At 61.6% G+C, this 17153-nt stretch carries 10 protein-coding genes; 8 read left to right on the forward strand and 2 right to left on the reverse strand.

The window, feature by feature from the left end; all coding sequences use genetic code 11:
• Positions 1–74 precede the first annotated feature (74 nt).
• Positions 75–1571, reverse strand: a complete 1497-nt coding sequence (locus LJ738_RS14865; protein ID WP_227787183.1) for an amidase — start codon at positions 1569–1571, stop codon at positions 75–77.
• 354 nt (positions 1572–1925) lie between these two features.
• On the reverse strand, positions 1926–3443 hold the full coding sequence (locus tag LJ738_RS14870) for a pectate lyase family protein (protein WP_227787184.1): 1518 nt from the start codon (positions 3441–3443) through the stop codon (positions 1926–1928).
• Between the two features lie 238 nt (positions 3444–3681).
• Here LJ738_RS14870 and LJ738_RS14875 point away from each other — a divergent pair, with 238 nt between their 5' ends.
• The 8 genes from LJ738_RS14875 to bglX all read left to right on the forward strand — a co-directional run bounded on the left by LJ738_RS14875 (position 3682) and on the right by bglX (position 17116).
• Complete coding sequence (locus tag LJ738_RS14875; RefSeq protein WP_227787185.1) at positions 3682–4158, forward strand: carboxypeptidase-like regulatory domain-containing protein; 477 nt, start codon at positions 3682–3684, stop codon at positions 4156–4158.
• A gap of 150 nt (positions 4159–4308) precedes the next feature.
• Positions 4309–4923 carry an RNA polymerase sigma factor gene (locus LJ738_RS14880; protein ID WP_227787186.1) on the forward strand — a complete coding sequence of 205 codons (615 nt, stop codon included), beginning with the start codon at positions 4309–4311 and terminating at the stop codon, positions 4921–4923.
• Positions 4924–5059: 136 nt separating this feature from the next.
• Complete coding sequence (locus LJ738_RS14885; RefSeq protein WP_227787187.1) at positions 5060–6106, forward strand: FecR family protein; 1047 nt, start codon at positions 5060–5062, stop codon at positions 6104–6106.
• 153 nt (positions 6107–6259) lie between these two features.
• On the forward strand, positions 6260–9568 hold the full coding sequence (locus tag LJ738_RS14890) for a TonB-dependent receptor (protein WP_227787188.1): 3309 nt from the start codon (positions 6260–6262) through the stop codon (positions 9566–9568).
• A 9-nt stretch (positions 9569–9577) separates the two neighbouring features.
• Positions 9578–11131, forward strand: a complete 1554-nt coding sequence (locus tag LJ738_RS14895; protein ID WP_227787189.1) for a RagB/SusD family nutrient uptake outer membrane protein — start codon at positions 9578–9580, stop codon at positions 11129–11131.
• A gap of 219 nt (positions 11132–11350) precedes the next feature.
• Positions 11351–12712 (forward strand): glucoamylase family protein, encoded by a 1362-nt coding sequence (locus LJ738_RS14900; RefSeq protein ID WP_227787190.1) that lies wholly within the window; start codon positions 11351–11353, stop codon positions 12710–12712.
• A 166-nt stretch (positions 12713–12878) separates the two neighbouring features.
• Positions 12879–14642, forward strand: coding sequence for a family 43 glycosylhydrolase (locus tag LJ738_RS14905; protein ID WP_227787191.1), 1764 nt, complete (start codon positions 12879–12881; stop codon positions 14640–14642).
• Between the two features lie 164 nt (positions 14643–14806).
• Entirely contained in the window at positions 14807–17116 is a 2310-nt protein-coding gene (gene bglX / locus LJ738_RS14910) for a beta-glucosidase BglX (RefSeq protein ID WP_227787192.1), read from the forward strand.
• Positions 17117–17153: the final 37 nt, after the last annotated feature.

Consider the following 17153-nt stretch of genomic DNA (forward strand, 5'->3'; position numbering starts at 1 on the left):
TTTTGTGCTTGGGCCGGCCGGTTATTTCGCCGAATCAGCTCAATTTATTGAATTCTGAGAGTTAGCTGGTGGCCTTAGCCCGCTAGGGCCGGCCGCCTGGCAAACCACGGCTGGGCCTGCTCCAGCTGCCCCGCCAGCCGAAACAGCACGTCTTCGGCGCCTAGTGGGGCAATGAACTGCACGCCGCAGGGCAGGCCGTCGGCGGTCCAGTGAAGGGGCACCGACATGGCCGGCTGGCCCGTGAGGTTGGCCACCTGCGTGTAGGGCGTCTTTTCGAGGCTTTGCTCGGCCAGCTTCTCCACAATGCCGGAGCGGCGGATGAGGCCGCCGAGACCGAAGGTGTTCACCAGTTTCAGGAGCCGCTGCTCTGTGGGCTTGGGCTGAAGCTCGCCAACGCGCACGGGCGGCGTGGCCAGCGTGGGCGTGAGCAGCAAGTCGTAGGTTTGGTGGAAGCGGCCCATGCGGCGCGCGCTGTCGTTCCAGGTGTGGCGGGCGGCGGCAAAGTCGGCCGCGGAATACGTGCGGCCCAACAGGCCGAGCAGCCAGGTGGTGGGCTCCACGTCGCGGGGCCGGGCGGGGCGGCCCAGTACCTTAGCCAATGCCGCGATGCTGGCGCCAGTCTCGCCAAAATACAGCATGAGAAAAGCCGACGCCACGGCCCGGCCATCGAAGGGCAGCGGCACCTCGGTCACGTCGTGCCCCAGGCTTTCAAGCAGTTGGGCGGCGTGGCGCACGGCGGCCAGGCACTCGGGGTGCAGGGCGCTGCCCAATGGGTGCCCCAGGCTAAAGGCAATGCGCAAGCGGCCGGGCGGGCGGCCGACTTCCTCCAGGTACAGCCGCGCCGGGCCGGGCAGAAAGTACGGCGCGCCCGCATCGGGGCCCTGCGTGGCGTCGAGCATGGCCGCGCTGTCGCGCACCGAGCGGCTGAGCACGTGCTCCACGGCTGCGCCCTGCCACTTTTCGCCCTGCTCGGGGCCGGTGGGTACACGGCCGCGGCTGGGTTTTAGCCCAAACAGGCCGCAGCAAGCCGCCGGAATCCGGATAGAGCCGCCCCCATCGCCGGCCCCGGCCAGCGGCACAATACCCGCTGCCACCGCCGCGGCTGCTCCGCCGCTGGAGCCCCCGGGCGTATGGCCCAGGTTCCAGGGGTTGCGCGTAGGCCCGAACAAAGCCGGTTCGGTCACGCCCATGAGAGCAAACTCCGGGGTATTGGATTTGCCCAGAATATTCACGCCCGCGGCCTGCCAGCGCCGCACCAGCTCGGCATCCTCGGTGGGCACAAAATTGCGCAGCGCTCGGCTGCCCGAGGTCTGCGGTACGCCGGCGTATTGCGCTCCAAAGTCCTTCAGCAGAAACGGTACGCCGCCGAAGGGCCCGGCGGGCAGCCCCGCTCCTGCCCGCAGCCGGGCCGGCTCGTACAGTGGGTGCACCACCGCATTGATTTGCGAATTGACAGCCCCGGCCCGCGCAATGGCGGCCTCGCACAACTCCAGGGCCGTGAGCTGGCCAGTGCGCACCAAATCAGCCATGGCCAGGGCATCAAGCTGGTCGTATTCGGAGAAAGAAATCATGGGCTAAATGTAGCACCGGGCAGCGCTGGCCTTTGGCCGCAGCATTGCCTCTTCGAAAACAGCCCAATAATTCCTGCATTGCCCATTTGGGCAACCTGGGCCTTGCTTAGCCTGCTTATGCTAAAGAAGCCGTTTACAGCTCGTCATGCAGAGCGCAGCGAAGCATCTCGCTCGCGCCGTCTGTCATGCAGAGCGTAGCGAAGCATCTTATCACCGCTGCACGAGTCGTTCTAACCTGATAAGATGCTTCCTTCGTCAGCATGACAGGCGATTGGGTTGCTACTCCACGCGAGATGCTCCGCTCTACATGACCGCCTAACACGAACTCATAAACAGCTCAAAAAGCGAAACTGCTTATTTGCTGCGCTTGGGTACGGCTGGAACTGGGGCGCCTGCAGCAGCGCTGGGCACCAGGCTATTCAAGTAGCTTTCTAGATTGGTGTAGCCGTTGGGGGCGCGCAGGGCCCGGTCGGCGGGGCTGGCGGGATTCAGACCGTGGGCCTTTTCCCAAGCGTCAGGCATGCCGTCGTGGTCGGCATCGGCGGGGGCTGGGGTTGATTTTAGCACCGGCCAGGCCCGCTGCGATACGCTGTAGGGCGTGCCGTGCGGGTAGTGGCCCTGCACGTCGATGATGGTGCCGGTGCCGGCGCGCACTTCGCGCACAATGCGCTGGTCGAGGGTGTCGCGCCGCGGGCGGATGGCCCCGGCCCCGAGCAACACGGCTTCGTAGGCCGCTGGGGCAGTTTGCAAGGCCAGCGGGCCCAGCACAAAGGGCTGGTCTACTTTGGACTGGGCGGTATCGGCCGCGGTGCCGCCGTTCATAACTACGCCGCGCCAGTTGTGGGCCGTAATGGCTGGGGCGCCGGCCACGTAGTTGCCGGTCAGGTAGAACTTTCCGTAGGGCAGGCGGCCGGTTTCTTTGTCAATTTTGTACGGATTGAGCACCTGGGCGCGCACTTTCGGGTCGGTGTTGGGGCCGGGCTTGTAGTAGTTGTTCACCACGTTGTAGTTGCCGCCCTCGCCGGCGTACACGTTGTTTTCGCCCCAGTTGTAGATGACGTTGTTGCTGAAATCGCAGTTCTCGAAGCCCGCCGGGTGGGTGTAGCGGCTGCCGTTGAAGCGGGGTGTACGGTTTTTGCAGTGCGCAAACAGGTTGTGGTGAAACGAGGAATGCTGCCCGCCCCAGATGCCGCCAAAGCCGTGGCGCTCGAAGTCCTTGTCGCCTTTCTCGTAGTGGTAGGAGTAGTTCAGGGGCTCGGCAATGAGGTTCCATTGCAGGGTGGTGCTGTCGCCCTCGTACACCGACAATACCTCGTCGGTGCTCCAACTCATCGAGCAGTGGTCCACAATGAGGTGGTTGTTGCGCTGGCCGCCAAAGGCGTCGTCGCCGCCTGCGCCATCTACAAAGCCCTGGTTCTGGTTTTTGTCGCCCATCCGGAACCGCATGAAGCGCACGATGACGTTGTTGGCCCGCACCATCACGGGGTAGTCGGCCAGGCAAATGCCATCGCCCGGCGCGGTCTGGCCGGCAATGGTGGTATTCGCTTTTTTGATTTCGAGCGGCGAGCCAAGGTGAATGGTGCCCGAAACCCGGAACACCACCGTGCGGGCCGCCGCTGGCTGGCTCAACGCGTAGCGCAGGCTGCCGGCCTTGCCGTCATCGTTGAGGCTAGTTACCTCAAACACCGTGGTGGGCACCGCCGCCGAGCCACGCCCGCCGGTGGTAAAGCGCCCTGCGCCTTCGGCTCCCGGAAACGCGACCAGGCCCTGGGCCCATCCGCGGGCCGGGGCCAGCAGCAGGCTCAGCCCAAGTACCCAAATAATTCGCAGTGAGCGGTGGTGAAACGACAACCGAGGTAGGATAGCGCGCATATAGTTGAATTGAAGAAGCAACTTACCGCCGCCGTGGTGAACATGCGGTGAAAGCCAACCGTTGGGCCTGCTCAAATACCAATTTGACGAGCATTTGGGCCTTCTTATCGCGCTTCCTTGCGTAAAGGGCAACCTCTGTTGGGCATCGTCCGTGTTAGGTAAGGTCATCCGTAGCGGCCTCGGGTTGGTTGGCTCGTGGCGTTTCTGTCCTTCCTTTTTTTACCCTCGCTCTTCGCTTATGCGTTTACTTTTCCTCGCTGCTGCCTTTGCCGTGTGTGGCGCCCTGCCCGCAGCCGCGCAACGTGGTTCTACCGCTTCTACTTCCAAATCCGGTAATTCCCGGGACCGGATTGCCTTGGCTACCCGGCCCAACGCAGTAGCCGAGCGGCCCCTGCGGCTGGCCTGTGCCCCCATCAGCGGCAAGGTGTTTGACCCCAACGGCCAGCCGTTGGTAGGCGCCACCCTGCTCATCAAAGGCACCCAGGACGTGTACGTCACCGATTCGGAGGGCAAATTCCGCTTTACCGAGCCCGTGTACGAAGGGCAGGTGCTGGCCATAGAAGCCGCGGGCTACAAAACCCTTAATGTGCCGCTGGCCGACTGCGCCGTGCCACGGCTGGTGCTGGAGCGGGCCCCCAGTGCCCGCATCAAGCGCAGCGGTAAGCGCGCCGGGCAGGTTACCCGCCTGCACAATCGAAACACCAACCTGAAGTAGACAAGCTAGGCTGCCCGGACCTGGGCTGTGTGCGGCGGCACTAGGGACTACAGCTCCTCAGGCAGCCGCATTTGCCGCCACCAAGCACTTATTCGTCCTGCCGGGTAACAGAATCGTGTAATCGCCGTAGCAAGGTGATTATAGGTTGTTATGCAGCACTTCTCCGACCACTCCGGCACAAAGCACCTTCGGCTATATGCCTCCTGGGACGATGCTGCCCTGCTAAAAGCGCTGCAGCACGGAGACGAGCAGGCCTTTGCCGAGATTTATAGCCGCTATGGCTTTGAGATGATTCAGCAGGCGTACCGCAAAGTGAATTCGCGCGAAGCCGCCGAAGAAATTGTGCAGGACTTGTTTGCCACACTCTGGCACAAGCGCGCCACCACCGACGTGCAGAAACTAAAGGAGTATCTGGGGTCGGCCGTGAAGTACCGGGTCATCAACCTGATGAAGACCAAACTGACCCACGCCGGCTACCTCGCCTACAGCCGCGCAGCAGCCAGTGAGGCCGACTACAGCACCGAGCAAAATTTGGCAGCCCTGGACTTGTCGGGGGCGTTGAAAATGGGGTTGGCGCACTTATCCGGCCACACCCGCGAGGTTTTCCAGCTCAGCCGGATTGAGTACCAAACGGTGCCGGAGATTGCGCTGCGGCTGCAACTCACGCCCAAGACCGTGGAGTACCACCTAACGCGGGCGCTAAAACTTCTGCGTGTTTCCCTCAAGGAATTTCTGGTGCTGGCTATTTTCTTAATAGCTCAATAATTGACTGAAGCTAAGTGACAACCACGCAATCAGCTCAATAATTATATCTGTTGAGCTAATATTTTTTCACTCGGGATTAGGGATTGGCGCGGGTTGATTGACTATCATATCAGCAACTCTATAGAGTGGTACTGCCATGGCTCAATCGGATTTTCGCGCGCTGCTGCATCGTTACCAACGTAACGAGTGCACACCCGTGGAAAAACAGCGCGTGGAGGAATGGTACCAGCGCCTCGGCTCCAAACAGGAGCTCGACCTCACGCCCGAGGAACGTGCTGAGCTGGTGGCCACCGTTTGGCAACGCATTGCGACTCTGACAACCGCCGCCTCCCCTTCGGTTTCTTTCCCCAAGGCTAAAGTCACTCGCCCGCTATGGCCTTCGCTGGGCGTGCGCTGGGCAGCGGTAGTGCTACTGGCCCTGGGAGCCGGCGTAGTGGGCATGCTCAGCGTGCCCGGCCCCACCAAACTGCTCACCATATGGCAGCCCAAGACCAAGCCTACTACCACCAAGACGGCCTGGCTGGTCTATGCAAACACTTCTAAGAGCGAAGCCCGCGTAGCCCTGCCCGATGGCAGCCTCATCACCCTGGCGGCGGCCAGCTCCCTGAAATACCCCCGCTCGTTCACAGGCCCGCGCCGCACGGTTTACCTCACCGGGGCGGCTTTTTTCGATGTTTTTCATGACGCCGGGCACCCCTTTTCGGTGTATACCGACCAAGTGGTGACGACGGTGCTCGGCACCAGCTTTCGGGTGCAGGCCTACCCTGGGCAGCCCGAAGTGCAGGTGCAGGTGCGGACGGGCCGGGTGCGCGTGAGCCCCCGGGCCACCGCTACTGGGGCGCCCGCTGCCAGCGTGGTGGTGTTGCCCAACCAGCAGGCTGTGTATTCGGCCGTGCGCCAGCAGCTGCGGCGCGAGCTCGTGGCGCAGCCGGTGTTGCTGGCCCCGCAGCCTTTTGTTTTCAACGATCGGCCGGTGGCCGAGGTACTGGATGCGCTGCAGAAGGCCTATGGGGTGGCCATTGTGTACGATGCCGCGGCCCTGCGCAACTGCACCATCAACCTCAGCCTGAACGACGAGCCGCTGTTTGAAAAGCTCGACATCATCAGTGAGACGCTGGGCGCCTCCTACGACAAGGCCGACGGCCGCATTCTCTTTCATAGCCAACCCTGCCGGGCCGAATAGCCCGCGCATCTTAGCCCTTTTGCCTATGCCTTAAATCCCCACAATCGATTCCGGAGCCTGCCCAGGCCGCACAACTGCCCCACCAGTTGTGCACTCCCCTTTTTGAAGGCCGCGGGCAGCAAATGATTCCCGAACCAACTCACCATTTTTCTTATGACCACTCGACTACAATTCCCACCCCTCTTGCCCGGCCTCAAGCGCCTGGCACTGCTCTCGGGCCTGCTATTGGGCCTGCTATTGGGCCTGCTTTCGAGCATCTCGCCGGCCTTTGCCTCCGCGGCCCAGCCCGTACTGGAGCACCTCGTTACGCTGCAGGCCAACGATGAACGCATGGCCACCGTGCTCAGCAAGCTGGAAACGCAGGCCAACGTGCGCTTTCAGTACAGCCGGCAGCTCATCGGCGCCAGCCGCCGCGTATCGGTTAATGCCGTGAGCCAGCCCCTGGCCCAGGTGCTCAGCCAACTGCTTGAACCACTCCAAATCAACTACAAGCTCGTCAACGACGGCATTATCCTGCGGCCGGCGGCGCCCCTTACGGCTCCCGCCGCGCCCGCCGATGCTACCGTGACCGGCCGGGTGGTTGACGAAAAAGGCGCGGGCCTGCCCGGCGTCAACGTCGTCATCAAAGGCGGCTCCAACGGCACCCAGACGGATATGGACGGCAAGTTCACGCTCTCCGTGCCCGAAAACAGCACGCTGGTTTTCTCCTTCGTGGGCTATACCTCACAGGAAGTGGTGGTAGGCACCCAAACCACCATCAACATCGCGCTGGTGCCCGACGCCAAGGCGCTGAGCGAAGTGGTGGTAGTGGGCTACGGCTCGCAGCGCCGCCAGGACCTGACGGGGGCCGTGGCTCGCGTAGACGGTACCGAAATTGTGAACCAGCCCGTGCAAACGCCGACCCAGGCCCTGCAGGGTAAGATTGCCGGCGTGCAAATCATCAGCGACGGCACGCCGAACTCGCAGCCCAAGGTGCGTATCCGGGGTACGGGCACGCTGCTGGGCGGCGCCGAGCCGCTCTACGTGGTGGACGGGGTGCAAACCACCGACATCCGCAACCTGAGCAACGCCGACATTGCCTCGATTGACGTGCTGAAGGACGCTTCGGCCGCCGCCATCTACGGCGTGCGGGGTGCCAACGGCGTGATTATCGTGACCACTAAAAAGGGTGCGTTGGGCAAGCCGGTACTCAGCTACAGCGGCACGGCTGGTTTCAAGACAGCAGCCCACCTGGTAGAGATGGCTGACGCGGGCCAGTACGTGAACTACTTGAAAGACACCTCCCCCGCCACCGTGATTCCGGCCTATTCGGGCAGCACCAACTGGTACGACGAAATCCTGCGCCGGGGCACCTACCAAAACCACAACCTGGCCGTATCGGGCGCCACCGAAAACGTGAAGTACTACTTCTCGGGCAACCTCCTGCAGGACGATGGCACGGTCATCAACAACAAGTTCTCGCGCCTGACGGTGCGCTCGAACACCTCGTTTATGCTGTCGGACAAGGTCACGATTAGCTCGCAGGCCTCCTTCAGCCACGCCGACACCCGCGACGTGAACATCGGCACGGCCTACAACAACGCCTACCGCGCGGCGCCCATCATTCCGGCCAAAGTAAATGGCCTGTACGGCAATACGGCCGCTTTTGGCAACGTGGGCAACCCCGTGCTGGACATTGAGAAAAACGACAACAAGTCGCTCGAAAACCGCTTGCAGGGCAACATCGGCCTCGATGTGCGGCCCATTGAGGGCCTGACCTTGCGCTCGGCCATCAACGTGGATTTGAACGCCGACAACCGCCGCGTGTACGACTACCAGTACGCCAACGATGCCAAGACCTTTATCACCAGCGGCGGCAACCAGCGCAACGACCGCAGCAACCTGGCTGTGACGCAGGTGAATAACTACCGCTACCTGTGGGAAAACACGGCCACTTACCAGCGTACCTTCAACGAGAAGCACAACCTGACGCTGCTGGCCGGCACCGTGGCCGAAGAAGGCCTGCGCGCCCAGTTTTCGGGCGCCCGCAAAAACGTGCCCGCCGACCCCAGCCAGTGGTACCTGAACACCGGCGACCCCAACACGGCGGTGAACGACGCTACCACGGCCAAAGACCGCCGCCTCTCGCTGTTGGGCCGCATCAACTACGCCTACAACAACCGCTACCTGCTCACTACCAACCTGCGCTACGACGGCACGTCGAAGTTCAACAGCGACCGCCGCTACGGCTTCTTCCCTTCATTGGGCTTGGGCTGGATTGTGTCGGAAGAAGACTTCCTGCGCGACAACAAGACGTTGAGCTACCTGAAGCTGCGCGCCAGCTATGGCCAGCTCGGCAACGACCAGATTCCGGCCGACACTTACATCCTGACGGCCGACTCCAACATCCCGTATGTGTTCAACGGCCAGCCGGTGCTCGGCGCCGCCATCAAGCAGATTAAAGACCGCAACGTGCGCTGGGAAACCACTACGGAGTACGACGCCGCCGTGGAGTTTGGCTTCCTGGAGAACCGCCTGACCGGTGAGCTGACGTACTACGACAAGCGCACCACCAACGCCCTGATTCCGGTGAACATTCCGGCCATCTTCGGCGACCCCGAAAACCAGTACATCACCAACGCAGCCGACATCACCAACCGCGGCGTGGAAGCGGCCCTGAACTGGCGCGCCGCCATCGGCACCAGCACCGACTGGACCTATAACCTCGGCGCCAACGTGACCTTCAACAAAAACCGCATTGCGAACCTCAACGGTGGCCAGGCCCTGTTTGGTGGCACCAACCTGGTAACCAAGTCCGACAACGGCGTGGCCGCCGGCAGCTTCTTCCTGCTCGACGCCATTGGCGTGTACCAGAGTGCCGACGAAATTACCAACGGACCCAAATCGACCTTCAACCCCAAAGTGGGCGACCTGAAGTATGCCGACACCAACGGCGACGGCATCGTTGACAACAAGGACCGCCGCTACTTCGGCTCCTACCAGCCGCCGGTGTACTACGGCATCAACGGTGGGCTGAATTTCCGGAACGTGGACTTCTCCTTCGTGTTTTCGGGCAACCTGAACAACAAGGTGTACAACGCCAAAAAGCAGCTGCGCACCACCAGCACCGACAACATCGAAGCCAGCTTCGCTAACGACCGGTGGACGGCTGCTAACCACTCCACCACCAACCCCAGCGCCCTGAACAGCGGCATGCCCAACTCCACGTACTTCCTGGAGTCGGGCTCCTACCTACGCCTTACCAACCTGGTGCTGGGCTTCACGGTACCCGCCGCTACGCTGGAGCGCGCCCACCTGGCCTCGGTTCGGGTGTTTGCCGCGGCCCAAAACGTGTTTACGGCCACCAAGTACACGGGCTTTACGCCGGAGCTGGCCGGCGGCCCCCTGGATTCGGGCATCGAAGCCAACACCTATCCCACGAGCCGCACCGTTACGCTGGGGCTGAATGTCAACTTTAAATAACGTAAGCTGATGAAAACCTTTTCTTACGCCTTTACCCGCCGTGCCGGCACGGCCGCACTGGCCTTGTCGCTGGCCCTCGTCAGCGGTTGCAAAGACTTTCTCGACGTGGCCCCGCAGGGCCAGCTCAGCGAAGACGCCATCCGCACGGACCCCGGCGCCGCCCAAAAGCTGGTAGACGGCGTGTACAACGCCATGTACCTCGGCGGCTTCGGCCCCGACATTCACGGCCTGCAGTTCGTCATCCTCACCGACATTGCTTCTGATGATGCCGACAAAGGCAGCACGCCGAGCGATTACAACGACGCCCTAACGATTGACAACTTCACGCTGACGTCGTCCAACGGCACCATCAACAACGCTTGGAACGGCTACTACCAGGGCATTTCGCGCGCCAACCAAGCCCTCGACAAAATCCCGCTCAGCCCCGCCGCCGATGTGGTGAAAAACCGGCTACTCGGAGAGGTACGCTTCCTGCGCGGCTACTTCTACTTCAACCTGGTGCGCCTGTTTGGCGGCGTGCCCAAGCTGGATAAAGTGCCGGCCACGTCCGAAATCAACAACCCGGACCTGCAGAAGCGGGCCACGGCGGCCGACATCTACGCCCTTATCATCAGCGACCTGGAGTTTGCGGCGGCCAACCTGCCCCTCAAGGGTGCTACCGAAACCGGCCGGGCCACCAAGGCCGCGGCCCAGGGCATGCTGGCCAAGGTGTACCTCTACCAGAAAAACTACCAGAAAGCCTACGACCTGACCAACGAAATTATCACGGGCAAGTCGGGCGCCTATGCCCTCTACCCCACCTACGCCGACATCTGGCGTACGGTGGGCGCCAACAGCTCCGAATCCATCTTTGAAGTGCAAGCCGGCATCAACTCGGCCTGCAACAACTCGGCGGTGGAGCTGTACAGCGTGAGCCAGGGCCCGCGCTCCGGCGGCAAAGGCGGTTGGGCTGACTTGGGCTTCGGCTTCAACAACCCCACCCAGCAGCTGGCCGATGCCTACGAGCCTGGCGACGTGCGCCGAGCCGGCAGCATCATCTTCATTCAGCCCACCGCCCCGGCCGGCCAGCGCTCTACCGGCACGGTGCTCTGGGACGGCTTCCGCATCCCGAGCAAGGACTCGGTGGAGAACTTCCGCTACAGCTACAAGGCCTACCACAGCCGCACCAAGGAGCCCAACTGCGGCAACAACGACTTCCTGCCCAAGAACATCCGGGTGCTGCGCTACGCCGAAATCCTGCTCATCAACGCCGAAGCCGCTGTGCAGATAGGCAACACCGCCGCGGCCACCACCGACCTCACCGCCGTGCGCGCCCGGGCCGGCCTCGGCCCCAAAGCCGCCACCCTGGCCAACATCTGGCAGGAACGCCGGGTTGAGCTGGCCCTGGAGCACGACCGGTTCTTCGACCTCGTGCGCCAGGAAAGCGTGCAGCCGGGCCGCATTGTGCCAATTTTCGCTGCCCAAGGCAAGACGTTTGTGAAAGGCAAGAATGAGCTGTTCCCCATTCCCCAGCCCCAGATTGACCTGAGCGGCGGCCAGCTCACGCAGAACCCGGGGTACTAGCGTTTGCAGCTTTGCTAAGATGAGAAGAACGTCATGCTGAGCTTGCCGAAGCATCTCTACCTCACGCTTGTCATGCTGAGGCACGAAGCATCTTATCACCAAGGAACGACTGGTTCGAACGTGGTAAGATGCTTCGTGCCTCAGCATGACAGGTGGCGCGGCGGATACTTCGGCAAGCTCAGCATGACGTTCAATTTCATTGCATTTGAATATTGACCTATGAACACAAAACTCCTCCTGTACCTGCTGCTTCTGCTGCCCGGCTTCCTGCAAGCCCAGCCGAAGCCCGCACCGAAAAAAGCCGCGCCCACGGCCAAGTTTGACCCGCGCCAGCGCCCGCGCAACCTCACCGACGACCAGCTGCTGGACCTGGTGCAGAAGCAGACGTTCCGGTATTTCTGGGATTTCGGGCACCCGGTATCGGGCATGGCGCGCGAGCGCAGCAACGTGGCCTACGACTACGGCAACGAGGTGGTGACCACCGGCGGCACCGGCTTTGGCATCATGGCCATCGTGGTAGCGGCCGACCGCAAGTGGATAACGCGCGAACAAGCCGCCACGCGCATCTACAAAATGGTGCGCTTCCTGGAAAAAGCCGACGCCTTTCATGGGGTATTTCCGCACTGGATGAACGGCGCCACCGGCAAGGTTATCAAGTTCGGGGCCAAGGACGACGGCGGCGACATCGTGGAAACCTCGTTTCTGATGGAAGGCCTGATTTGCGCCCGCCAGTACTTCACCGCCGAAACACCGGTGGAGCGCGACTTGCGCAACCACATTCTCTGGATGTGGGAAAATGTGGAGTGGAACTGGCACACCCAGGGCGGCCAAAACGTGCTCTACTGGCACTGGAGCCCCAACAACGGCTGGAGCATGAACCACCAGATCCACGGCTGGAACGAGTGCCTGATTACCTACGTGCTGGCCGCGTCCTCGCCCAAATACGCCATCGACAAGCCCGTTTACGACCAGGGTTGGGCCACCGGGCCGGAGTTTAAGAATGGCAAGGAATACTACGGCATCAAGCTGCCGTTGGGCCCGGACATGGGCGGGCCGTTGTTCTTCACGCACTACTCCTTCCTCGGCCTGAATCCCCACGGCCTGAAGGACCAATACGCCGACTACTGGCAGCAAAACCAGAACCACACGCTCATCAACTACGCCTACTGCGTCGACAATCCCAAGAAATACAAGGGCTACGGCCCCAACACCTGGGGCCTCACCGCTTCCGACAGCTACCAGGGCTACGCCGCCCACAATCCCAAGGAGGACCTGGGTGTGATTTCGCCCACCGCCGCGCTTTCGGCCTTTCCCTACACGCCCGAGCATTCCATGCGCGCGCTGAAGCACTTTTACAATGACCTGGGCGACAACATCTGGGGCGAGTACGGCTTCGTGGACGGCTTCAGTCAGCAGCACAACTGGTACGCCAAGTCCTACCTGGCCATCGACCAGGGCCCCATCGTGGGCATGATTGAGAACTACCGCTCGGGCCTGCTCTGGAAGCTCTTCATGAGCTCGCCCGACGTGCAGCGCGGGCTGACCAAGCTGGGGTTTGAGAGCCCGATGATTAAGAAGTAAACCCCGATAACGCCAGAATAAACACCAAATAACGTCTGTCATCCTGAGCGCAGCGAAGGAACTTATCGCCGATGAACGGCTTGCAGTAATTCAGCCGGCGCGGGTGTGATAAGTTCCTTCGCTAAGCTCAGGATGACAGATGAGGATGATAGACGAATTTCCTTACATGCTCCGAATCCTCAGCTTCTTCAGTCTCTGCACGCTTCTCAGCTTCGCCACTCAGGCGCAGCCCAACACCCCCACGCCCACCCGCCGCACCTACTGCAACCCGCTCAACCTGGATTACGGTTACACGCCCATCCCAGAGTTTGCCACCGCCGGCCGGCACCGCGCTACTGCCGACCCGGTTATCACCCGCTACAAGGGCGACTATTACCTGTTCTCGACCAACCAGTGGGGCTACTGGTGGAGCCACGATTTGAACCATTGGAAGTTCACTCCCCGCCACTTCCTGCGCCCGGAGCACAAGGTGTATGACGACTTATGCGCCCCGGCCGTGTTCGTGCTCGGCGATACACTTTTGGTGTACGGCTCGACGCACGAGAAGAATTTCCCCATCTGGATGAGCACCAATCCCAAAGTCGACGACTGGAAGGAAGCAGTGCACAACTTCCAGGTTGGGGCCTGGGACCCCGACTTTTTCCTCGACACCGATGGCAAGCTCTACCTCTACTGGGGCAGCAGCAACGAATTCCCACTCTACGGCCAGCAAATCAGCCGCAAAACCTTCCAGCCCATCGGGGAGCCCAAGGTCATGTTTGGGCTCAATGACAAGCAGTTTGGCTGGCAGCGCTTCGGCGAATACCTCGACAACACCTTCCTCGACCCGTTTATGGAAGGCGCCTGGATGACCAAGCACAACGGCAAATACTATCTCCAATACGGCGCGCCCGGCACCGAATTCAGCGGCTACGCCGATGGCGTGCAGGTGGCCGACCACCCGCTGGGGCCGTTCACGCCGCAGCCCCACAACCCGTTTGCCTACAAGCCCGGCGGCTTTGTGCGGGGCGCCGGCCACGGCAACACCTTTCAGGATGCCTGGGACAACTGGTGGCACGTCTCCACGACGGTCATCAACGTGAAAAACAACTTTGAGCGGCGCCTGGGCCTGTGGCCCGCCGGCTTCGACGCCGACGGCACGCTCTACGCCAATACCACCTTCGGCGACTACCCGCAATACCTGCCCAACGGCCCGGCCGACCACCTGCAGCCCCAGTTTACGGGCTGGATGCTGCTCAACTACCTGCGCCCGGTACAGGTGTCGAGCACGCTGGGCGGCTACCTGCCCAACTACGCCGTCGACGAAAGCATCAAAACCTACTGGAGCGCCGCCACGGCCAACCCCGGCGAGTACATCCAGACCGACCTGGGCAGCGTGAGCACCGTTCGCGCCGTCCAGATAAACTACGCCGACCAGGACGCCACCTTCCTGGGCAAATCAACAGGTGTCTACCACCAATACAAGCTCTACAGCTCGCTGGACGGCAAAATGTGGAAGGTATTGGTCGACAAAAGCCGGAATAAAACCGACGTGCCGCACGACTATATTGAGCTACCTGCACCGGTAAAAACCCGCTTCCTCAAGCTCGAAAACGTGCACATGCCCACAGGCAAATTCGCCATCAGCGGCCTGCGGGTATTTGGCCTGGGTAGCGGCGCCAAGCCCGCGCCCGTGAAAGGCTTTGTGGTGCTGCGAACCGAGAAAGACAAGCGCAGCGCCTGGCTACGGTGGGCTCCCAACGACAAGGCCTACGCCTACAACATCTACACCGGCCTGGCCCCCGACAAGCTCTACAGCTGCATCATGGTGCACGGCGCCAATGACTACTACTTCAAAGGCATGGACAAAGACCGGCCGTATTATTTCTCCATTGAAGCCATCAACGAAAACGGGGTTTCGACCCGAACGCCGGTGACCCTGGCGAAGTAGCAGGCCGAACAATGTAGAGACGCGACACTTGGCTACGCCGACCTGCGGTTCGCGTCTCGGCGTTGAACGACAATAACTGCACAACCTATAACAACATCAGCAACGAGGAGACGCGAAGTGTCGCGTCTCTACACCGTTCAAATCAACACTTTCTTTCACACCGCATGAAACGAATTCCCCTTGCTGCCCTTGCCCTGGCGCTACTAGCCAGCCCCGCCGCCCAGGCCCAGAAGAAGCCCGCTGCCGCACCAACCGCAGACCAAAAGATGAAGCAATTCATCGACGGGCTTATGGGCAAAATGACGCAGGACGAGAAAATCGGACAGCTCAACCTCGTGTCCGTGGGCTTTGATGTGACCGGGCCGGTAGTGAGCAAGGACGTGGACGCCAACATCCGCAAGGGATTGGTGGGCGGGGTGTTCAACACCTTCACGCCGGTGGCCATCCGCAAGCTGCAGGAGATGGCGCTGAAGGAGTCGCGGCTCCACATTCCGCTCATGTTTGGCTACGACGTCATTCACGGGCACCGCACCATTTTCCCGATTCCGCTGGGGCTAGCTGCTAGCTGGGATATGGCTGCCGTGGAGCAAAGCGCCCGCATCGCAGCCGAAGAATCTACCGCCGACGGCCTCGACTGGGTGTTTTCGCCCATGGTCGACATTGCCCGCGACGCCCGCTGGGGCCGCATTGCCGAAGGCGCCGGCGAAGACCCCTACCTCGGCTCCCGCATAGCCCGCGCCATGGTGCGCGGCTACCAGGGCCCCGGCAACGACCTGACCAAGGACAACACCGTGATGGCCTGCCTGAAGCATTTTGCGCTCTACGGCGCCGCCGAGGCCGGCCGCGACTACAACACCACCGACATGAGCCTGCAGCGCATGTACAACGAGTACCTGCCGCCCTACAAAGCTGCCGTCGACGCCGGCGTGGGCTCGGTGATGTCGTCCTTCAACGACGTGAACGGCACGCCCGCCACCGGCAACAAGTGGCTCATGACCGATTTGCTGCGCAAGCAGTGGGGCTTCAAGGGCTTTGTGGTGACGGACTACACGGCCATCAATGAAATGATGGAGCACGGCATGGGCAACGCCGCCCAGGTGTCGGCGCTGGCCTTGAACGCGGGCATCGACCAGGACATGGTTGGCGAGATTTACCTGAAAAACGTGGCCGATAACATCAAATCCGGCGCCGTGAGCAAGGCTCAGTTGGATGCCGCCTGCCGCCGCATTTTGGAAGCGAAGTACAAGCTGGGCCTGTTTCAGGACCCTTACCGCAACGTGAGCGCGCAGCGCGCCACCAGCACCCTGGTGAAGCCCGAATTCATCGCCGCTGCCCGCGACATTGCCCGCAAAAGCATGGTGCTCCTGAAAAATGAGCGCAGCACCCTGCCCCTGAAAAAGACCGGCAGCATCGCCCTCATCGGCCCGCTGGCCAACCGCCAGCGCGACGTCATCGGCAACTGGAGCGGCGCCGGCGACTGGAAACAGGCCGTATCGGTAGAACAAGGCCTGCGCGCCGCCGCACCCAGCCTGAAAATCACCTACGCCAAGGGCGCCAACATCGCTGACGATGCCCAGATGCTGGAGCGCCTTAACGCCCATGGTGGAGATTTGGAGCTTGATAAACGCTCCTCGGAAGAGATGATTCGGGAAGCGGTGCAAGTAGCGCAGGCCGCCGACGTAGTGGTAGCCGTGGTGGGCGAGTCGCAGGGCATGACCGGCGAAGCCGCCAGCCGCTCCGACATCGGCCTGCCCGGCCAGCAGCTGGCCCTGCTCAAGGCCCTGAAAGCAACCGGCAAGCCCATGGTACTGGTGCTCATGAACGGCCGCCCGATGACCCTGCCCTGGGAAAACCAGAACGCCGACGCCATCCTCGAAACGTGGTTTGCCGGTACCCAGGCCGGCCACGCCATTGCCGATGTGCTGTTTGGCGCCTACAACCCCAGCGGCAAAATCACGGCTACGTTCCCGCAGGTGGTGGGCCAGGTGCCGCTCTACTACAACCACAAGAACACCGGCCGGCCCTTTGGCGGCGAGAAGCTCGACAAGTACAAGTCGCGCTACCTGGACGTGAGCAACGAGCCGCTCTATCCCTTCGGCTACGGCCTGAGCTACACCACCTTCAGCTACGGCAAGCCCACGCTCAGCAAAACCACCCTCTCCCCTACCGAAACGCTGGAAGTGAAGGTAACGGTGCAGAACACCGGCAACTACGACGGCGAGGAAGTGGCTCAACTTTACCTCCGCGACGTGGTGGGCTCCATCAGCCGGCCCGTGAAGGAGCTGAAAGGCTTCCAAAAAGTGATGCTGAAAAAAGGCGAGAGCAAAACCCTCACCTTCCGCCTGGCACCCAACGACCTCAAGTTTTACAACAACGACCTGAAGTTTGTGGCTGAGCCCGGCGACTTCAAAGTATTCGTCGGCGGCAACTCGCGCGACGTACAGGAAGTCTCCTTTAAACTGGCCGCGAAATAACCAGATACTGCGCAGCCTGAGCTAAGCGCTTGAGCTA

The sequence above is a fragment of the Hymenobacter plasmatis genome (assembly GCF_020711255.1).
Taxonomy (GTDB): domain Bacteria; phylum Bacteroidota; class Bacteroidia; order Cytophagales; family Hymenobacteraceae; genus Hymenobacter.